Below are 18,683 nucleotides of genomic sequence, written 5' to 3' on the forward strand. Positions count from 1 at the left end.
CGGCCCCGCCGGGGGAGGTCGCGGCGCGTGAGGTCCGACACCCCGGGTTCCTGGGGCTTCGACTCCGCGGCCTCCGCCCCTAGACTGGTGCGGTGGACATCATCCGGCTGGAGTGACGTGCGGGCCCCTGCCCGCTCTTTCGTCCTCGCCATCCACGCTCACTGAAGGTTCCTCATGCTCACCGTCTCCGGAGTGGAGCTGCGCTTCGGCGCGCGCGTCCTCATGTCCGACGTCTCGTTCCGTGTCGACAAGGGCGACAAGGTCGGCCTCGTCGGCCGCAACGGCGCCGGCAAGACCACGCTGACCCGCATGCTGTCCGGCGACGGCCAGCCCGCCGCCGGCACGATCACCAGCACCGGCAAGATCGGCTACCTGCCGCAGGACCCCAAGTCCGGCGACCTGTCGACCACCGCCCGCGACCGCATCCTCGGCGCCCGCGGCCTGGACGACGCGCTCGTGCGCATGCGCAAGGCCGAGATCGACATGGGCTCGCCCGATCCGGAGATCGCCGAGAAGGCGATGCGCTCGTACGCCAACGCCGAGGGCGAGTTCTCCGCCGGTGGTGGCTACAGCGCCGAGGCCGAGGCGGTCACCATCGCCACCAGCCTGGGCCTGCCCGACCGCATCATGGAGCAGCCGCTCTCGACGCTGTCCGGCGGTCAGCGCCGCCGCATCGAGCTGGCGCGCATCCTGTTCTCCGACGCCGACACGCTGCTGCTCGACGAGCCCACCAACCACCTGGACGCGGACTCGATCAGCTGGCTGCGCGGCTTCCTCAAGAACTTCGCCGGCGGGCTCATCATCATCAGCCACGACGTCGACCTGATCGAGGAGACCGTCACGAAGGTCCTGTACCTGGACGCGAACCGGGCGACGATCGACATCTACAACATGGGCTGGAAGTCCTACCTCAAGCAGCGCCAGGCCGACGAGCAGCGTCGCCGCCGGGAGCGCGAGATCGCCACCAAGACCGCCGAGCGGCTCACCGCGCAGGGCAACAAGATGCGGGCCAAGGCGAGCAAGGCGTCGGCTGCCCAGCAGATGCTGCGCCGCGCCGAGCAGCTCATGTCCGGGCTCGAGGACGAGCGCCAGAGCGACAAGGTCGCCCACATCACCTTCCCCAAGCCGGCCCCGTGCGGCAAGACGCCGCTCATGGCCGAGGGCCTGTCGAAGTCGTACGGCGCGCTGGAGATCTTCGCCGGCGTCGACCTGGCCATCGACCGGGGGAGCCGGGTCGTCATCCTGGGCCTCAACGGCGCGGGCAAGACGACCCTGCTGCGGATGCTGGCCGGCACGCTGACCCCCGACACCGGCGAGGTCATCCCCGGTCACGGGCTGAAGATCGGCTACTTCGCGCAGGAGCACGAGACGCTCGACACGAGCCGCACCGTGCTGCAGAACATGCAGGCGAGCGCCCCGCAGCTGACCGACACCGAGGCGCGCAGCGTGCTGGGCTCGTTCCTGTTCAGCGGCGACGACACGTCCAAGCCCGCCGGCGTGCTGTCGGGCGGCGAGAAGACGCGTCTGGCCCTGGCCAGCCTGATCGTCTCCAGCGCCAACGTGCTGCTGCTCGACGAGCCCACCAACAACCTGGACCCGGCCTCGCGCGAGGAGGTGCTGCGCGCCATCCGCACCTACGAGGGCGCGATCGTGCTCGTCTCGCACGACGAGGGCGCCGTGCGGGCCCTGGAGCCCGACCGGGTGCTGCTGCTGCCCGACGGCGACGAGGACCTGTGGAGCGACTCCTACGCCGAGCTGGTCTCGCTGGCCTGACGCTCGTCCGTGCCCGCGGCGGACGCCTCGTCCGCCCGGGCCGCACGGCGCTGGCGCAGCTCCAGGACCGACTGGCGGCCGAAGTACACGGCGCCGACGAGTCCGAGCACCCCGAAGAACCACCACTGCCAGGCGTAGAAGAAGTTCTGCGCCGACGACTCCTCGGGCGCCGGCTCGTGGGCGAGCGACTCGGCCGGGGCCGGGTCCTCCTCCTGCAGCTCGACGAAGCCGGGGTAGAGCGTGTAGCCCGTGTGGTCGGCCAGCACCTCGCTGGAGATCGCCCGGACCTGGTCGTCCTGCACGGCGATCGCGCTGCCGTCGGCGCCGGTGTCGGGCCGCAGCCAGGCGGTGATCGTCACCTCGCCCGCCGGCGGGTCGGGGATGTCGATGCTCTCGACGTCGTTGTTGGGCACCTGCACCCAGCCGCGGTTCACCAGCACGGCGGTGCCGTCGTCGGTGACCAGGGGCGTGACGACGTCGACACCCGGCTGCTTGTCGCGGGTCGTGAAGCGCACGGTGACCTGCTGGGACGTGTCGTACGTGCCCGAGACGGTGACCGGACGCCACTCCTCGTCCTTCGCGACCGCGTCGCCCGGGCGCACGAGGGAGTCGAGCGGCACGGGCGGCTCGTCCAGGTAGCGCTGGATGCGGGCGGAGTCGGCGTCGATGCGGTCGTGCTTGTCCCACTGCCACTGGCCCAGGGCCCAGCAGGCCCAGGCCAGGAACGCCACGACGACGACCGCGAACGTCCAGCGGAGGAGGGTGCGCACCACGTCCTCGACGATAGGCCGTCGCGGCAAGTCGTCCGCGCGCGGGGCGGTGCTCGTCAGGTGGGCGACGTAGGGTGAGGGCATGGAGCTCGGGGACCGGCACGGACGCGTCGCGACGGACCTGCGCGTCTCGCTCACCGACCGGTGCAACCTGCGCTGCCAGTACTGCATGCCGGCCGAGGGCCTGGACTGGATGCCGGCCGAGGAGACGCTGACCGACGACGAGCTCAACCGGCTCATCGCGATCGCCGTGACCCGCCTGGGCGTCACCGACGTCCGGTTCACCGGTGGCGAGCCGCTGCTGCGCCGCGGGCTGCCGGCCATCGTCGCGGCCACCAAGGCACTGCCGGGCTCGCCGCGCACGGCGATCACCACCAACGCGCTCGGGCTCAAGCACACCGCGGCCGCGCTGGCCGCCGCCGGCCTCGACCGGGTCAACGTCAGCCTCGACACCACCGACCCCGAGACGTTCGAGCGCATCACGCGCCGTCCCCGCCTGCACGACGTCCTCGACGGGCTCGCCGCGGCCCAGGCCGCCGGCATGCGTCCGGTGAAGGTCAACGCCGTGCTGCTGCGCGGCATCAACGACCACGAGGCGCCCGACCTGCTGCGCTGGTGCATGAAGCACGAGTACGAGCTGCGGTTCATCGAGCAGATGCCGCTGGACGCCCAGCACGGCTGGGACCGCGCCAGCATGGTCACCGCCGACGAGACGCTGGCCCTGCTCGGCGAGAGCTTCCGGCTGACCCCGCTCGACGGACGCGGCTCGGCGCCGGCCGAGAAGTTCCTGGTCGACGACGGGCCGCACACGGTCGGCATCATCGGGTCGGTCACGCGCCCGTTCTGCGGCGACTGCAACCGGGTGCGGCTCACCGCCGACGGACAGGTGCGCAACTGTCTGTTCGCGCGCGAGGAGTCCGACCTGCGGGCCGCCCTGCGCTCCGGCGCCAGCGACGACGAGCTGGCCCAGCGCTGGGTCGCGGCGATGGCCACCAAGCGTCCGGGCCACGGCATCGACGACCCGGCGTTCCTGCAGCCGACCCGGCCGATGTCGGCCATCGGCGGCTAGCGGCCCCGGGCCTGCGCGGTCTACAGGTGCTTGACCACCTTCGCGGGCACACCCGCCACGACGACGCGGTCGGGCACGTCGCGGGTGACGACCGCTCCGGCGGCCACCACCGAGTCCTCGCCGACCGAGACGCCCTGCAGCACCGTCGCGCCGCGCCGATCCAGACCCCGCGGCCGATCTCGATCCGGGCGACGACGACCCCGGACCGGCGTTCCGCCGGGTCGACCGGGTGCCCGCCACTGAGGATCTGGACGTTCGGGCCGACCAGGACGTCGTCGCCGATCACCACGCCGCCCAGGTCGTCGATCGTGCAGCCGTGGTTGATGAACACGCGTTCGCCGAGCGTCAGCGACCGGCCGTGGTCGCACCAGAACGGCGGAGCCAGGCGCAGGGTCGCGTGGACGGGTGTCCCGGTCAGGTCCGCGACCGCCGCTCGGATCGCGTCTTGGTCGGCGTAGGGCAGCCGGTTCAGCCGCTCGCACGCGGCGAACGCGCGCTCGACCCCGGCGACCATCGCCGCGGACTCGTCCGTCCCGGGGAGGATGCGGCGGCTCTCGAACACGACCTCAACCTAGTCGCGTCGGCCGACCGTCCGGGTCCGGCGACCGCCGGCTAGCGGGCCTCGGCCTGCGCGGCGGGCACGGTCTCGCGCCAGAACCCGCGGGCGTCCAGGAACTGCTGCAGCGACTCGGTGTGCTCGGGGCACGCCATCCAGACCTTGCGCCGGTCGGGCGTGTGGATCTTCGGGTTGTTCCACTGCAGGCCGGACGTCGCCTCCGCGGCGCAGCCCTTCGCCGAGCAGGTCAGCGGCTCAGCCACGCGGACCCTCGATCGACGGCCGGTCCTCGGGACCGAACGGGCTCGGCCCGGCGCCCTTGCGCCGCACGCCGGCGTTGGCCATGACGACGGCCACGTAGGGGAGCACGATCGCGGCGGCCATGAGCAGCAGCGCGACCACGAGCCAGTGCAGCCAGGTCGCGGCGAGCACGGCGAGGACGAAGCACACCGACCGGATGCCCATGGACAACGCGTAGCGCTTCATGCGCCCGTCGAGCTCCTCGGTGTGAGGCACGCTCGCGGAGGTGATGGACGGGACCTCGGCGTCGCGGCGACCTCTGCTGCGTTCCATGCTGCCAGCCTACGCCGGACCTCCGCACGGCATGATGGACGCATGAGCGACCGCACCTACCGAGTCACCGAGATCGTCGGCACGTCCCCCGAGGGCGTCACCGAGGCCGTGCAGAACGGCATCAAGCGCGCCGGACAGACGCTGCGCCACCTGGACTGGTTCGAGGTCGTCGGCATCCGCGGACAGATCGTCGACACCGAGGTCTCGCACTACCAGGTCACGATGAAGCTGGGCTTCCGGCTCGAGGACGACGAGTAGCCGCTACTCGGTCGTCGCGAACCGGCGCAGCAGCGCGGCCGTCGTCGCCAGCACGGTGATGGCCGCGCCGTAGACGTACGTCGTCGTCTCCAGGCCCAGGTGGGGCACGGCAAAGCCGGCGGCGACCGCGGGCAGTCCGAACGCGACGTAGCTGAACACGAACACGGCGGCGAACAGCTCGCCGCGCTCGGCCGGGCCGACCGTCGGTGTCACCGAGCGCATCACGCCCATGAACGCCGTGCCGAAGCCGGTCGCGGCCACGGCGACCGCGGCGACGAACCAGCCCAGGGCGTCCGTCGCCAGCGCACCCAGGGTCAGCGCCGTGCCGACGGCCAGGGCGCTCGTGCCGTAGAGGGTGAGGGCTCGCGGGCTCAGCGAGCGCATGAGGAAGGCGGCCAGGGCGCCGCCGCCGGTGAGCACGCTGACGACCAGGCCCTGCGCCAGGTGGCTCTCACCGCCGAGCTGCCCGATGAGCGGCGCGCCCAGCGAGAGGTACAGGCCTCCGGTCGCCCAGCCGGCGACGATCGCCGGCGTGCTGCGCAGGAACGCCGAGCGGGCCGCGGGCGGGACGCCCACGCGCGGGCGCAGCGAGTGCAGCAGCCCGTCGTGCCCCGGGGACGTCTCGGGCAGGGCCCAGACCGCCAAAGCGACGACGACGTAGACGCCGGTGAGCACGCCGAACACGACCGGCTCGGGTGAGTCCGACACGTCCAGGACCCAGCCGCTCGCGGCGGCACCGATCGCCATGCCGGCGAGCGGGAGCACGGCGTTGGCGACCGCGGCGCTGCCCGGCCGCGACGGCGGCTCCAGGTCCACGACGGCGGCGGTCAGCGCCGACAGCAGCAGGCCGGCGGCGAGACCCTGGACGACGCGCGCGGCCAGGAGTGACTCGACCGAGCCGGCGTGCCAGAACACGACCATGCTCACCGCGAGCACGGCGAACCCGGCCGAGAGGACCGGACGGCGCCCGACGTGGTCCGACAGCGACCCGGTGACGAGCAGCGCCACCAGCAGCGCGAAGGCGTACACGGCGAAGATCGACGTCGAGGCCAGCGCGGAGAAGCCGATCTCGGCCTGCAGCACGGGGTAGAACGGCGACGGGGCGCTGGCCGCGCCCATCATCGCCACGGCGGACGCCAGGGCCAGCGCGAACGCGGCGGAGCCCCCGGCCCGGAGGGAGCGGGTCGGGCGTGGGGGAGCGGTCGCGGACACGGCGGGCCAATCGTTCGAAGGAAGTAGAACGGGTCAGACGATAGACCGCCGCGACCCGATCGTTCAAGTATGATCGAACCATGCCCGGACCGAGCGTGCTCACCCATCCCGACGTGCGGGACGTCCCCGTCACCGAGGTGCTGTTCGCGCTGAGCGACCCGGCGCGGCTCGCGATCGTCCGCGAGCTGGCCGACGGGCCGCTCGACATGGCCGACTGCACCGCGGTGCCCGACATGCCCAAGTCGACCCGCTCCCACCTCATGAAGGTGCTGCGCGAGGCCGGCGTCATCCGCAACGACCCGGTCGGCCGCAACCGCCGCATCAGCCTGCGCCGCGAGGAGCTCGACACCGCGTACCCCGGCCTGCTGGACGCGGTGCTGGCCGCCGCCCCGGACTGACCCGACCGACCGGGCAAGAACGGTCAAGCGCGCGGGGCGCCGCGACGGCCAGACTGGTCGCATGACCGGACGGGACCGCCTGCGCGAGCTGCTGGACGCCGTGCTCGACGAGGACAACCGCAGCCTCGACGACATGGCCCAGGACGCCTACGCCTCGCCGTTCCACCTCTCGCGCACCCTGTCGCGCGCCGCAGGTGAGGCGCCGGTGGCGATGCGTCGCCGGGTGATGCTCGAGCGGGCCGCGTGGCGGCTGCGGAGCGGCACGAGCGTGACCGACGCCGCCTGGGAGGCCGGGTACGAGTCCGTCGAGGGCTTCGGCCGGGCCTTCGCCCGCGCGTTCGGGCACCCGCCGAGCCAGCTGCCCGACGGCGGCGAGCCGTGGCTGCCCGCCCCGAACGGCATCCACTTCCACCCGCCCACCTCGTTGTGGGTCCGCAGCACGGAGCACGCCATGAACCCGCTCACCGAGCAGCTCGTCCGTCACGACCTCGACGACGCTCGGCACCTGCTCGAGGTCGCCAAGCGCCTGGACGACGACGTCCTGCGCCGGCCCTGGGCGCCCGGGCTGACCGTGCTGACCTGGGACGGGCCGGAGGAGTCCGTCCTCGCCGTCCTCGACCGGCTGGTGCGGACGCTGGAGATCTGGCTGGCCTCGATCCAGGGGCTCGACCTCCCGCCGGAGCACGAGGCGGCGGACGTCGCCGAGCTGCTGGAGCGGCACGAGTCCGCCGCCGCGCGCTGGCTGGCCGTGGTGCGCGACCTCGACCGGCGCGGGGCCTGGGACGACCGGCTCGTGGACGCGCTCTGCGACCCGCCGGAGAGCTTCGTGCTCAGCAGCGTCGTGGCCCACGTGCTCACCTACTCCGCGCACCGCCGCCAGCTCGTGCGGCACATGCTGCGCGCCGCCGGGGTCGAGGTCGACCACGGCGACCCCATCGAGTGGCTGCGCAGCCGGCGCGCCGCGGACCCGGAGGACGACGCATGACCACCACGTTCCACACCGCCACCACGCTCGACGGCTTCCTGGCCGACCCGGACGACTCGCTGGACTGGCTGCTGCGCCAGCAGCAGGGCGCGGAGGGCGAGGACGAGTTCGCCGCGTTCATGGCCGGGGTCGGCGCCATCCTCATGGGCTCCACGACGTACGAGTGGGTGGTGCGTCATCTGGACGAGGCGGGTGGCGGGGAGTGGCCGTACCGCGTCCCGAGCTGGGTCATGACGACCCGCGATCTCGAGCCCGTGCCCGGCGCCGACGTGCGGTTCGCCTCCGGGGACGTCCGGGCCGTGCACGAGCAGATGGCCGAGGCGGCCGGCGACCGGGACCTGTGGGTGGTCGGCGGGGGAGACCTGGCCGGCCAGCTGGCCGAGGCCGGGCTGCTCGACGAGGTGGTCGTGTCCGTGGCGCCCGTCGTGCTGGGGGCCGGACGTCCGCTGCTGCCGCGCCGGCTCGACCTCGAGCTCGTGGAGACGCACCGCGCCGGCGCCTTCGTGGTGTCGCGGTACCGCGTGGCCGGGCCGCTGCTCGAGGACCGCTAGCCGCAGAGCACGTCCTGGCCGCGGCCCCGCTCTCGATCCTGCTCTGTCCGCTCCCTGAGCCTGTCGAAGGGAGGCCTCGACAGGCTGCGTGCGGCTCAGCCGGCGGGGGTGGCGTCGGCGGCGTCGGCCGCCTCGACCTCCTCGCGCGTGATGCCCATGAGGTACACGATCGCGTCGAGGTAGGGGACGTTCACGCTGGTGCGGGCCTGGTCGCGGACCACGGGCTTGGCGTTGAACGCGATGCCCAGGCCGGCGGCCGCGAGCATGTCCAGGTCGTTGGCGCCGTCGCCGATCGCGACGGTGTTCTTGACCGGGATGCGGGCCTGCTCGGCGAAGTCGCGCAGCGCCGCCGCCTTGCCCGGCCGGTCGACGATGCGGCCCACGACGCGTCCGGTCAGGCGTCCGTCGGCGACCTCGAGCTCGTTGGCGGCGAAGTAGTCGATCTCCAGCTCGCCGGCGATCTGCTCGATGACCTGGGTGAAGCCGCCGCTGACGAGGGCGAACCGGTAGCCCAGGCGCTTGAGCGTGCGGATCATCGTGCGGGCGCCGGGCGCGTACTGCAGGTTCGCGTAGACCTCGTCGAGCGCCGAGACGGGCACGCCCTCCAGCCGGGCGACGCGCTCGCGCAGCGACTCGGCGAAGTCCAGCTCGCCGCGCATCGCGCGCTCGGTGACCTCGGCGACCTGCTCCTCGCAGCCGGCGTGGGCGGCGAGCATCTCGATGACCTCGCCCTGGATGAGCGTGGAGTCGACGTCCATGACGACCAGGCGCTGCGCGTGGCGGCGGATGCCGTTCTCCTGCACCGCGACGTCGACGCCGTTCTCGTGCGCGACGGCGCCGAGGTCGGACTGCAGCCGGTCGGGGTCGACGCCGGAGACCTCCATGCGGATCGCCGTGACCGGGTACCGGCCCATGCGGACGATGCGGTCGATGTTGCCGCCGCCGGCCTTGATGCCGGCGGTGATCGCGGCCATCGCACCGGGACGCAGGGGAGCGCCGAGCACGACGACCTGCGCCCGCCCCACGCGGCGCGGACGGTTGTCGCCGCTGCCGTGCTCGACCTCGACGTGCAGGCCGAAGCCGTCGCCGACCCGGCGGAGCGTGCGCTCCAGCGCGTCCGGGTCGTCCGGCGCGGTCATCAGGACGCTCAGCACCAGGCGTCCGCGGACGACCAGCTGCTCGACGTCGACGACCTCCACGTCGAAGCCCGACAGGGCGTCGAACAGGCGGGTGGAGACGCCGCTCTGGTCCGGACCGGTGAGGGTCACCAGGACGGTCGGCGCGGTCAGGTGCACGGCGGGCACGTGGTCGGTCATCGGGGTCGAGGCTACCGTCCGCGCCGTGGGCGGCTCCGATAGGTTGTTGGTCACACGGACGAGGTCGTCGGGAGGGAGCCTGCATGGAGCCGGTCGTGAAGCTGTCCGCAGTGTCGGTGGTGCGTTCGGGGACCACGCTGCTCGACGGGATCGACTGGGAGGTCATGCCGGACCAGCGTTGGGTCGTGCTCGGTCCCAACGGCGCCGGCAAGAGCACGCTGCTCCAGGTCGTGGGCGCCCAGATGCACCCCACCAGCGGCACCGCCCAGGTGCTCGGCGAGACCCTCGGCCAGGTCGACGTCTTCGACCTGCGCACCCGCATCGGCCACACCGCCGTCACCATCGCCGACCGGCTGCCGCGTGACGAGGCCGTCGAGAACGTCGTCCTGTCCGCCGCCTACGCCGTCACCGGTCGCTGGCGCGAGAAGTACGACGACGAGGACTACCGGCGCTGCCAGCAGATCCTCGGCGAGATGGGCGTCCAGCACCTGGCCCGCCGCACGTTCGGCACGCTGAGCGAGGGCGAGCGCAAGCGCGTCCTCATCGCCCGTGCGCTCATGACCGACCCCGAGCTGCTCCTGCTCGACGAGCCCGGCGCGGGCCTGGACCTCGGCGCCCGCGAGGACCTGCTGCTGAGCCTCACGGTGCTCGCCACGTCCCCGCAGGCGCCAGCGACGATCATGGTGTCCCACCACGTCGAGGAGATCCCGGTCGGCTTCACCCACGTGCTCATGCTCCGCGAGGGCAAGGTCGTGGCCGCGGGGCCGATCGACGACGTGCTCAGCACCGACAACCTGGGCGCCACCTTCGGCATGCGGCTGCACATCTTCGTGGACGACGGCCGCTACATGGCCCGCCGTTCCACGTACGGCACGCGCCGCGCGCTGTAGCGTGCCGGCCACCACGACGAGAGGCGCCGCATGACCGAGCTGATCCAGGACAACCCCTGGGTGGCCTGGGCCGCCCTGGCCGTGGTCCTGGCCGTCGCCGAGGTGCTCGGCCTGGACCTGGTGCTGCTCATGCTTGCGGTGGGGGCCGGCGTCGCGGCCGTCGCCAGCGTGATCGGTGCCCCGTTCTGGCTGTGCATGGCGGTGTTCATCATCGTGTCCGCCGCCCTGCTCGTCCTGGCGCGCCCGCCCATCGTCGCGCGCCTGCACGCCGGACCCACCGTGCGCAGCGGAACCTCCGGCCTCGTGGGTCACCGCGCGATCGCCCTCACGGTCGTCGACGAGCGCGACGGCCGGGTCCGCCTGGCCGGCGAGGAGTGGTCGGCCCGCACCGCCGACCGCGGCACCGTCATCGACCCCGACGCCGACGTGCTCGTCGTCGCCATCGACGGCGCGACCGCCGTCGTGACCCCCGATCCCGACCCACGAAAGGGGCCGTGATGCTCGGCTCAGCCGTGACCGTGGCCATCGTCCTGCTCGCCGTCCTCGTGGTGGTGGTCCTGACGATGACCGTCAAGATCGTCCCGCAGGCCCGCGCGGGCATCGTCGAGCGCTTCGGCAAGTACCGCACGACCCTGTCGGCCGGCCTGAACATCGTCGTGCCGTTCATCGACAAGGTGCGCTACAAGATCGACCTGCGCGAACAGGTCGTCTCGTTCCCGCCGCAGCCCGTGATCACCGAGGACAACCTCGTCGTCTCGATCGACACGGTCATCTACTTCCAGGTGACGGACGCCGTCGCTGCGACCTACGAGATCGCCAACTACATCCAGGCCATCGAGCAGCTCACCATGACCACGCTGCGCAACATCATCGGTGGCATGACCCTGGAGCACGCGCTCACCAGCCGCGACCAGATCAACTCCGGCCTGCGCGGCGAGCTCGACGGCGCCACGGGCCGCTGGGGCATCCGCGTGAACCGGGTCGAGCTCAAGGGCATCGACCCGCCGCCGTCGATCATCGACGCCATGGAGCAGCAGATGCGCGCCGAGCGGAACAAGCGCGCCGCGATCCTCACCGCGGAGGGCGACCGCCAGTCGGCCATCCTCACCGCGGAGGGCGAGAAGCAGTCGTCCATCCTCACGGCCGAGGGCGACCGCCAGGCCGCGATCCTGCGCGCCCAGGCCGACCGCCAGGCGGCCATCCTGCGCGCCCAGGGCGAGGCCCAGGCCATCGAGGCGGTCTTCCAGGCCATCCACGACGGCAACCCCGACCAAAAGCTGCTCTCATACCAGTACCTGCAGATGCTGCCGAAGATCGCCGAGGGCGAGGGCAGCACGGTGTGGGTCATCCCGGCCGAGCTGACCGAGGCGCTGGGCACCATCGGCGGCGCGATCGGCAAGATCCCGGTCGACGGCGGCGGCAGCAAGAAGCGCGTCGACCTCGACGAGCCGGTCGTGGACGAGAGCTCGTCGCAGACGTCCGCGGCGGTCGAGGAGGCGCTCGAGGCGGCCAAGGAGGCCGAGGCGCCCGGCCTGGGCAGCCCCGAGAAGTAGCTCCCCGCGCCTCGGCGCCGCCGAGAAGTGTGAAGAAAAGGACCCCGTCCGGGCTGGACGGGGTCCTTTTCTTCACGAATCGCGGCAGCGCCGCGGACGGGTGAGGCTCAGTGCTGGTAGGTGCCGTGCAGGATCGCGCGGCCGAGCGTCTTGAACGCCAGGTTGAAGCCGACGACGGCGGGGGAGACGGACGCGTCGACGCCCAGCGTCTCCTCGCCCACGGCGTGGACGACGAAGAAGTAGCGGTGCGGCTGGTCGCCCTGCGGCGGTGCGGCGCCGGTGAAGTCGAGCGTCCCCGCGTCGTTGCGGACGTGGAAGGCGCCGTCGGGCAGCGTGTCGTCCGAGGCGCCGGCACCGGTGTCCAGGCTCGTGACGGACGCCGGCAGGTCGACGACGATCCAGTGCCAGAAGCCCGAGACGGTCGGCGCGTCGGGGTCGAAGCAGGTCACGACGTACGACTTCGTGCCCTCGGGGGCGCCGGACCAGGACAGCTGGGGCGAGGTGTTGCCCAGGGCGCCCACCTGGTCGTCCTTGAGCGGCTGGCCGTCGGTGACGTCGTCGCTGGTGACGGTGAAGCTCGCGACGGCGGGCAGGAGCGGGTACGGGTCCGGGGTGACGGGTCGGTCGAGGCTCATGCTCCGTACGCTAACGGCGTGGCTGCGATCGTGACACTGGACGACCCGACCGACCCGCGGCTGCGCGACTACACCGACCTGCGCGACGTGCACCTGCGCAAGCTGCTGGAGTCCGAGCGCGGGATCTTCCTGGCCGAGGGCGAGAAGGTCGTCCGCCGGGCGCTGGAGTCCGGGCACGAGGCCCGCTCGTTCCTCATGGCGCCGCGGTGGCTCGAGCCGCTCGCCGACCTGCTCGAGGCCAGCGACGCGACCTGCTTCGTCCTGCCGGACACGGCGATCGAGCAGCTGACCGGCTTCCACGTGCACCGCGGCGCGCTCGCCGCGCTGGAGCGCCAGCCGCTGCCGACGCCGCAGGAGGTGCTGCGCGACGCCCGCCGCGTCGTCGTGCTGGAGGACCTGGCCGACCACACCAACGTCGGCGCGGCCTTCCGCAACGTCGCCGCGTTCGGCTTCGACGCCGTGCTGCTCTCGCCGCGCTGCGCCGACCCGCTGTACCGCCGGGCGGTCAAGGTGGCGATGGGGACGGTGTTCTCGCTGCCCTACGCCCGCATCGACGACTGGTACGCCGCGCCGGACATGCTCCGCGAGGCCGGCTTCACGACCTACGCGATGACGCTGGCCGACGACGCGGTCGCGCTCGACGAGGTGCCGTTGGCCGAGCGCATGGCGCTCGTGTTCGGCTCGGAGGGGCACGGCCTCACGCACCGCTGGGAGTCGGCGGCCGACCACCGGGTGACGATCCCGATGGCGCCGCAGATCGACTCGCTCAACATCGCCGCGTCCGTCGCGGTGGCCTGCTGGCAGATGCGTCCGCGCTGACGGTCGCGGCACCCGGTCCCTGAGCCCGTCGAAGGGCCTCGACGGGCTCAGCCAGCGGGGACGGGCCTCGACAGGCTCAGCCGGCGGGGACGGCGGGCCGGGTCAGTCCTCGTCGGTGGCGGGGGAGACCGGCCAGTCGTCGGGGTAGAGCTCGGCGACCTGCTCGTGCTGCTTGTAGAGCTTCTTGCGCAGCCGGTTGGGGACGCGGTCGCCGAACACGGTGCCGTGCAGGTGGTCGGTCTCGTGCTGCAGGCAGCGGGCCAGGACGCCGGTGCCCTCGAACGCGACCGCGTCGCCGTTCTCGTCGGTGCCGGTGACCCAGGCGCGGTCCGGACGCGCGCACTCGACGAACGCGCCGGGCAGCGACAGGCAGCCCTCGTCGTCCGGGTCGAGCTGGCGGTCGACGCCCTCGGGCAGCGTGAGGATCGGGTTGCACACGACGCCGGTGACCCGCTCGTGGTCGGCATCGGGGCAGTCGAAGACGAACACCTTGAGGTCGCGCCCGACCTGGTTGGCCGCGAGGCCGACGCCGTTGGCGGCGTACATCGTGGCGGTCATGTCGGCGACCAGCGTCCGGAGCTCGTCGTCGTACACCGTCACGTCCCGCAGCTCGTGGTGCATGACGGGGGTGCCCCACCGGGTGATGGGCAGGATCTTGCCCCCCTCGGGCAACGGACGGGACTGGCTCGACACGCTTCACTCCTAGTTCGTCGACAGCAGGTGCGAGCCTAGCGAAACGCGTCCGGCCGGTCGCCCTGGACCGGGTGACCCCGGTTCGGATACTCTCGGTATCTGACGTTGTCCACCGCGACAGGAGCACCCATGCCCGTGCGCACCGACCCGATGGCCGCCGGCCTGGCCGTCCTCAACCGGCTGGCCGGATCGCCGCTGCTCGACCGGCTCAACCTGCGCCGTCCGGCCGAGCGGTCGGTCTACCACGGAGCCCGGGTGGGCTTCACCGCCGCGACGCGGGCGGGCCGTGCGTTCGCCCGCCGGGGCGGCTCCGGGCAGCCGGTCCGGCCGGCGACGGCACGCTCGACCGGCGTCTTCGACCTCACCCCGACGGACGACCAGGACATGATCGTCGGCGTCGTGCGCGAGCTCGCCGCCGAGCTGCTGCGCCCGGCCGCCGAGTCCGCGGAGGCGGCGAACGCCACCTCGCCCGAGGTGCTCGCCCAGGCGAACGAGCTCGGCCTGAGCCAGCTCGGGGTGCCGGAGTCGCTCGGCGGCCTGGCCGAGGAGCGTTCGGCGGTCACCGCCGCGCTCGTGGCCGAGGCGCTCGCGCACGGAGACATGGGCCAGGCCGTCGCGTGCCTGTCGCCGGCGGCGGTGTCGACGGCGCTGACGCTCTACGGCACGGACGTCCAGCAGCAGACCTACCTGCCTGCGTTCGTCGGCGACGACGTCCCCGCCGCCGCGCTCGCGGTCACCGAGCCGCAGCCGCTGTTCGACCCGACCGCGCCCGCCACGACCGCGGTGCGCACCGCCGACGGGTTCCGCCTCGACGGCGTGAAGTCGGCCGTCGTCCGGGGCACCGACGCCGAGCTGTTCGTGGTCGCTGCCGACCTCGAGGGCGAGGGGCCGCGGCTGTTCGTCGTCGAGTCCGGCGCCGAGGGCCTGGGCGTCGCGCCCGACCCCGGCATGGGCCTGCGTGCAGCCGCGCTGAGCCGGCTCACGCTCGACGGCGTCGCCGTCGGGCCGGACGCGCTGCTGGGCGACGGCGACGACTACCGCGACGCCCTGCGCCGGGCGCGTGTCGCGTGGGCGGCCCTGGCCGTCGGCACCGGCCAGGCCGTCCTCGACTACGTCAAGCAGTACGTGCTGGAGCGGCAGGCGTTCGGCGAGCCGATCGCCCACCGCCAGGCGGTCGCGTTCATGGTCGCCGACATCGCCATCGAGCTGGAGGGGATGCGCCTGGCCGTCCGCCGGGCCGCGTCCCGGGCCGACCAGGGACTGGACCTGGCCCGCGAGGCGGGCATCGCGCACAGCCTGGCCGCCCGGCACGGCATGCGGATCGGCACCGACGGCGTCCAGCTGCTCGGTGGGCACGGCTTCGTCAAGGAGCACCCGGTGGAGCGGTGGTACCGCGACCTGCGGGCCGTCGGCGTCATGGAAGGAGCACTCCTCGTCTGAGGGGGACCGCGATGATCAACCTGGAGACCCCCGCCCGCCTGCGCGGCTTCGTGAAGCAGGCCCACGACGTGGCCGACCAGTTCCTGCGCGCCAACTCGCGCAAGTACGACCTGGCCGAGCACAGCTACCCGGTCGAGCTCGACCTGCTCGCCTCCCTCGTCGACGGCATGAACGACTCGGGCAACGGCCACGGCGCGGGTGCCGGCGGCGTGCGCCGCAGCGAGGCCGGCGACGAGGGCGTCCGCAACGGCACCCACATGGCGTCGGTGCTGTCGGTCATCGAGATGTGCTGGGGCGACGTCGGGCTGCTGCTGTCGATGCCCCGCCAGGGCCTGGGCAACTCGGCCATCGCCTCCGTCGCCACCGACGAGCAGCTGGAGCGGTTCAAGGGCACCTGGGCGGCCATGGCGATCACCGAGCCGGGCGTCGGCTCGGACTCGGCCCAGATCACCACCACTGCGGTGAAGGACGGCGACCACTACGTCCTCAACGGCGAGAAGATCTTCGTGACGTCGGGGGAGCGGGCCGACTCCGTCGTGGTGTGGGCGACCCTCGACCGGGCCAAGGGGCGCGCGGCGATCAAGTCGTTCGTCGTGCCCAAGTCGCTGCCCGGCATCCGGGTCGAGCGCCTGGAGCACAAGCTCGGCATCCGGGCCTCCGACACCGCCGTCATTGTGCTGGACGACTGCCGGGTGCCGGCCGAGAACCTGCTCGGCAGCCCGGACGTCGACACCTCCCAGGGCTTCGCCGGCGCGATGGCGACGTTCGACAACACGCGTCCGCTCGTCGCCGGCATGGCCGTCGGCTGCGCCCGCGCCGCGCTCGAGCGCACCCGCGAGCTGCTCGAGGAGGCCGGCGAGACGCTCGACCCCGACCGCGCGCCGGGCCGGCAGAGCCACGCGGTCGCCACCTACCTGGACCTCGAGGCGGACTGGGAGGCGGCCTACCTGCTCACCCTCCAGGCCGCGTGGATGGCCGACAACGGACGACCCAACTCGATGCAGGCGTCGATGGCCAAGGCGAAGGCCGGCCGCTCCGGCAACGCGATCACGCTGCGCTGCGTCGAGCTGCTCGGCACGGTCGGCTACGGCGAGGGCGAGCTGCTGGAGAAGTGGGCCCGCGACAGCAAGATCCTGGACATCTTCGAGGGCACGCAGCAGATCCAGCAGCTCATCGTGGCGCGGCGCCTGCTCGGCCTGGGGTCGGCACAGCTTCGCTGAGCCGTGAGGTGGGGCACGCCCGGTACGATGACGCCGTGCCTCACCAGATGCCGGACGACTTCGACGTCGACGTGCAGTTCACCCGGTTCTTCCGCCGCGCCCGCGTCCGCACCATGGGGCTGCTGTCCAGCATCAACCCCGGTCTCGACTACGGCTCGTACCTCGTCCTCGTGGCCATCCACGACGCGCCCGACGGCATCCGTGCCTCCGAGCTCGCCGAGACGTTCGACGTCCACAAGTCGACGATCAGTCGCGCCGTGTCGTCGCTCGAGCGGCTCGGCCTGGTCGAGCGCGAGCCCGACCCCGAGGACGGCCGCGCCCAGCTGCTCACCGTGCCCGCCGACGCCGCCGTGCGGCTCAAGGACTTCCGCCGCGACGTGCACCAGTGGTTCGCCGGCCTGCTCGAGGGCTGGACGGCCGAGGAGCGCACCACGCTGGCCCGCCTGGTCAAGCGCCTCAACGAGACGCCCGACCCGGCCTGACCCGGCTCAGAGCGTCAGCAGCGACTTGATCGCGGTGCGCTCGTCCATGGCCCGGTAGGCGTCGGCCACCTGCTCCAGCGGCAGGCTCAGGTCGAAGACCCGTCCGGGCTGGATGCGTCCCTCCCACACGTCGGGCAGCAGCTCGTCGAGGTACGCGCGCACCGGCGCGACGCCGCCGTTGAGGCCCACGTTGCGGCCGAACATCGTCGGCACGTCCAGCGTCACGCCGTGGGGTACGCCGACGTAGCCGACCATGCCGCCGGGACGGGCGCTGCGCAGCGCCTGGTCCATCGACGCACCGGTGCCGACGCACTCGAGCACGCAGTCGGCGCCCAGTCCGTCGAAGATCACCTTCACCGCCTGTGCGCCCTCCTTGCCGCGGGTCTCCACGACGTCGTCGGCGCCGAACGCACGGGCGAGCTCCTGGCGGTCGGCGTGCCGCGACATCGCCACCACGCGAGAGGCGCCCAGTCGCTTGGCGGCGAGCACCGCGCTCAGGCCGACGGCTCCGTCGCCGACGACCGCGACGGTGCTGCCCTCGGTGACGCCCGCGCTGACCGCGGCGTGGTGCCCGGTCGGGAAGACGTCGCTCAGGGTGAGCAGGTGCGGGACGAGCTCGGGGTCGGGCATGCCCGGCGTGGCGACGAGCGTTCCGTCGGCCAGCGGCACGCGCACGAGCTCACCCTGCAGCCCGTCGACGAAGTGCCCGTCGCGGTCGTCGCCGCCCCAGAACCCGCCGTGCCGGCACGAGGTCTGCACGCCGACCCGGCACGCCGGGCAGGTGTTGTCGCTGTAGGCGAACGGGGCGATGACGAAGTCACCGGGCTTCACCGTGCTCACGTCGCTGCCGACCTGCTCGACGACGCCGACCATCTCGTGGCCGATGCGCTTGGGCTCGGTGACGTCGTTGACGCCGCGGTAGCTCCACAGGTCCGAGCCGCACACGCAGGCCGCGACGACGCGGACGACGGCGTCGGAGTCGAGGACCAGCTGCGGGTCGGGCACGGTGTCGAGGCGGACGTCGAACGGGGCGTGGAGGACGGTGGCGCGCATGTCGCCATCGTGCCAGGACGTCGCCCGGCCGGCCGCCCGGGCCTGTGCGAGGATCGGGACCATGAGTGAGAAGCCTGAAGTCGACTTCATCCCCGGACCCCCGCCCACCGAGCTGACGGTCACCGACCTGGTCGTCGGCGACGGTCCCGAGGCCATCGAGGGTGGCGTCGTGGACGTCCACTACGTCGGCGTCGAGTTCGAGACCGGCGAGCAGTTCGACTCGTCCTGGGACCGCGGCCAGTCCGCGCGCTTCCCGCTGCCGCAGCTGATCGCCGCCTGGCAGCAGGGCATCCCGGGCATGAAGGTCGGCGGCCGCCGCCAGATCGTCGCCCCGCCGGAGCTGGCCTACGGCACCGGCCGCGGCCACCACCTGTCGGGCAAGACGCTCGTCTTCGTCATCGACCTGCTCGGCGTCGGCTGAGCACGCACCGACCCAC

24 protein-coding genes are annotated in these 18,683 nt (G+C 72.8%); 15 read left to right on the forward strand and 9 right to left on the reverse strand.

Going from position 1 to position 18,683, the window contains the following annotated elements; genetic code table 11:
• Positions 1-174 precede the first annotated feature (174 nt).
• Positions 175-1,773 carry an ABC-F family ATP-binding cassette domain-containing protein gene (locus HGAM_RS11460; RefSeq protein WP_019145636.1) on the forward strand — a complete coding sequence of 533 codons (1,599 nt, stop codon included), beginning with the start codon at positions 175-177 and terminating at the stop codon, positions 1,771-1,773.
• On the opposite strand, the gene HGAM_RS19015 is transcribed toward HGAM_RS11460, so the two are convergent.
• The gene (locus tag HGAM_RS19015) at positions 1,746-2,546 is read right to left on the reverse strand and encodes an SURF1 family cytochrome oxidase biogenesis protein (protein WP_049798248.1); all 801 of its coding nucleotides are present in this window, start codon (positions 2,544-2,546) and stop codon (positions 1,746-1,748) included. The genes HGAM_RS11460 and HGAM_RS19015 overlap by 28 nt on opposite strands.
• Before the next feature lie 79 nt (positions 2,547-2,625).
• Between HGAM_RS19015 and moaA the strand changes: the two genes are divergently transcribed.
• Entirely contained in the window at positions 2,626-3,612 is a 987-nt protein-coding gene (gene moaA, locus HGAM_RS11470) for a GTP 3',8-cyclase MoaA (protein WP_019145638.1), read from the forward strand.
• Between the two features lie 20 nt (positions 3,613-3,632).
• Here the strand turns inward: moaA and HGAM_RS21000 are convergent, their stop codons facing one another.
• Complete coding sequence (locus HGAM_RS21000) at positions 3,633-3,755, reverse strand: LbetaH domain-containing protein (protein WP_019145639.1); 123 nt, start codon at positions 3,753-3,755, stop codon at positions 3,633-3,635.
• An 86-nt stretch (positions 3,756-3,841) separates the two neighbouring features.
• Here HGAM_RS21000 and HGAM_RS20790 point away from each other — a divergent pair, with 86 nt between their 5' ends.
• On the forward strand, positions 3,842-4,228 hold the full coding sequence (locus tag HGAM_RS20790) for a hypothetical protein (protein ID WP_019145640.1): 387 nt from the start codon (positions 3,842-3,844) through the stop codon (positions 4,226-4,228).
• Here HGAM_RS20790 and HGAM_RS11485 read toward each other — a convergent pair.
• A complete protein-coding gene (locus tag HGAM_RS11485) occupies positions 4,225-4,431 on the reverse strand; it encodes a hypothetical protein (protein ID WP_019145641.1) in 207 nt (68 codons plus the stop codon). The two genes, HGAM_RS20790 and HGAM_RS11485, sit on opposite strands and share 4 nt — an antisense overlap.
• Complete coding sequence (locus HGAM_RS19020; protein WP_019145642.1) at positions 4,424-4,741, reverse strand: DUF3099 domain-containing protein; 318 nt, start codon at positions 4,739-4,741, stop codon at positions 4,424-4,426. Before HGAM_RS19020 ends, HGAM_RS11485 begins: the two co-directional genes overlap by 8 nt.
• Before the next feature lie 42 nt (positions 4,742-4,783).
• Here HGAM_RS19020 and HGAM_RS11495 point away from each other — a divergent pair, with 42 nt between their 5' ends.
• A complete protein-coding gene (locus tag HGAM_RS11495) occupies positions 4,784-4,999 on the forward strand; it encodes a dodecin (RefSeq protein WP_019145643.1) in 216 nt (71 codons plus the stop codon).
• Positions 5,000-5,002: 3 nt separating this feature from the next.
• Here the strand turns inward: HGAM_RS11495 and HGAM_RS19025 are convergent, their stop codons facing one another.
• Positions 5,003-6,211, reverse strand: a complete 1,209-nt coding sequence (locus HGAM_RS19025; RefSeq protein ID WP_019145644.1) for an MFS transporter — start codon at positions 6,209-6,211, stop codon at positions 5,003-5,005.
• Positions 6,212-6,291: 80 nt separating this feature from the next.
• Between HGAM_RS19025 and HGAM_RS11505 the strand changes: the two genes are divergently transcribed.
• The 3 genes from HGAM_RS11505 (at position 6,292) to HGAM_RS11515 (ending at position 8,145) form a co-directional block, all read left to right on the forward strand.
• The gene (locus tag HGAM_RS11505; protein ID WP_019145645.1) at positions 6,292-6,609 is read left to right on the forward strand and encodes an ArsR/SmtB family transcription factor; all 318 of its coding nucleotides are present in this window, start codon (positions 6,292-6,294) and stop codon (positions 6,607-6,609) included.
• Between the two features lie 61 nt (positions 6,610-6,670).
• Complete coding sequence (locus tag HGAM_RS11510; protein WP_019145646.1) at positions 6,671-7,594, forward strand: helix-turn-helix domain-containing protein; 924 nt, start codon at positions 6,671-6,673, stop codon at positions 7,592-7,594.
• Complete coding sequence (locus HGAM_RS11515; RefSeq protein ID WP_019145647.1) at positions 7,591-8,145, forward strand: dihydrofolate reductase family protein; 555 nt, start codon at positions 7,591-7,593, stop codon at positions 8,143-8,145. The genes HGAM_RS11510 and HGAM_RS11515 overlap by 4 nt, the downstream gene beginning before the upstream one ends.
• Before the next feature lie 95 nt (positions 8,146-8,240).
• On the opposite strand, the gene serB is transcribed toward HGAM_RS11515, so the two are convergent.
• Entirely contained in the window at positions 8,241-9,461 is a 1,221-nt protein-coding gene (gene serB, locus HGAM_RS11520) for a phosphoserine phosphatase SerB (RefSeq protein WP_019145648.1), read from the reverse strand.
• An 83-nt stretch (positions 9,462-9,544) separates the two neighbouring features.
• On the opposite strand from serB, the gene HGAM_RS11525 reads away from it, so the two are divergent.
• The 3 genes from HGAM_RS11525 to HGAM_RS11535 are packed head-to-tail and all read left to right on the forward strand — an operon-like array spanning position 9,545 to position 11,904.
• A complete protein-coding gene (locus HGAM_RS11525) occupies positions 9,545-10,351 on the forward strand; it encodes an ABC transporter ATP-binding protein (RefSeq protein ID WP_019145649.1) in 807 nt (268 codons plus the stop codon).
• A 30-nt stretch (positions 10,352-10,381) separates the two neighbouring features.
• Positions 10,382-10,849, forward strand: coding sequence for an NfeD family protein (locus HGAM_RS11530; protein ID WP_019145650.1), 468 nt, complete (start codon positions 10,382-10,384; stop codon positions 10,847-10,849).
• A complete protein-coding gene (locus HGAM_RS11535; RefSeq protein ID WP_020691603.1) occupies positions 10,849-11,904 on the forward strand; it encodes an SPFH domain-containing protein in 1,056 nt (351 codons plus the stop codon). The genes HGAM_RS11530 and HGAM_RS11535 overlap by 1 nt, the downstream gene beginning before the upstream one ends.
• A gap of 107 nt (positions 11,905-12,011) precedes the next feature.
• On the opposite strand, the gene HGAM_RS11540 is transcribed toward HGAM_RS11535, so the two are convergent.
• Complete coding sequence (locus HGAM_RS11540) at positions 12,012-12,539, reverse strand: YbhB/YbcL family Raf kinase inhibitor-like protein (RefSeq protein ID WP_019145652.1); 528 nt, start codon at positions 12,537-12,539, stop codon at positions 12,012-12,014.
• 18 nt (positions 12,540-12,557) lie between these two features.
• Here HGAM_RS11540 and HGAM_RS11545 point away from each other — a divergent pair, with 18 nt between their 5' ends.
• A complete protein-coding gene (locus HGAM_RS11545; RefSeq protein WP_019145653.1) occupies positions 12,558-13,358 on the forward strand; it encodes a TrmH family RNA methyltransferase in 801 nt (266 codons plus the stop codon).
• 102 nt (positions 13,359-13,460) lie between these two features.
• Here the strand turns inward: HGAM_RS11545 and def are convergent, their stop codons facing one another.
• Complete coding sequence (gene def / locus HGAM_RS11550; RefSeq protein WP_019145654.1) at positions 13,461-14,051, reverse strand: peptide deformylase; 591 nt, start codon at positions 14,049-14,051, stop codon at positions 13,461-13,463.
• Between the two features lie 129 nt (positions 14,052-14,180).
• Between def and HGAM_RS11555 the strand changes: the two genes are divergently transcribed.
• The 3 genes from HGAM_RS11555 to HGAM_RS11565 are packed head-to-tail and all read left to right on the forward strand — an operon-like array spanning position 14,181 to position 17,193.
• Positions 14,181-15,491, forward strand: a complete 1,311-nt coding sequence (locus HGAM_RS11555; protein WP_019145655.1) for an acyl-CoA dehydrogenase family protein — start codon at positions 14,181-14,183, stop codon at positions 15,489-15,491.
• Between the two features lie 11 nt (positions 15,492-15,502).
• Entirely contained in the window at positions 15,503-16,711 is a 1,209-nt protein-coding gene (locus HGAM_RS11560) for an acyl-CoA dehydrogenase family protein (protein WP_019145656.1), read from the forward strand.
• 35 nt (positions 16,712-16,746) lie between these two features.
• Complete coding sequence (locus tag HGAM_RS11565) at positions 16,747-17,193, forward strand: MarR family winged helix-turn-helix transcriptional regulator (RefSeq protein ID WP_019145657.1); 447 nt, start codon at positions 16,747-16,749, stop codon at positions 17,191-17,193.
• Positions 17,194-17,199: 6 nt separating this feature from the next.
• On the opposite strand, the gene HGAM_RS11570 is transcribed toward HGAM_RS11565, so the two are convergent.
• A complete protein-coding gene (locus HGAM_RS11570) occupies positions 17,200-18,246 on the reverse strand; it encodes a zinc-dependent alcohol dehydrogenase family protein (protein WP_038951774.1) in 1,047 nt (348 codons plus the stop codon).
• Positions 18,247-18,307: 61 nt separating this feature from the next.
• Between HGAM_RS11570 and HGAM_RS11575 the strand changes: the two genes are divergently transcribed.
• Complete coding sequence (locus tag HGAM_RS11575; protein WP_019145659.1) at positions 18,308-18,667, forward strand: FKBP-type peptidyl-prolyl cis-trans isomerase; 360 nt, start codon at positions 18,308-18,310, stop codon at positions 18,665-18,667.
• Positions 18,668-18,683: the final 16 nt, after the last annotated feature.

This window comes from Aeromicrobium massiliense JC14, assembly GCF_000312105.1.
Classification (GTDB): Bacteria; Actinomycetota; Actinomycetes; order Propionibacteriales; family Nocardioidaceae; genus Aeromicrobium; species Aeromicrobium massiliense.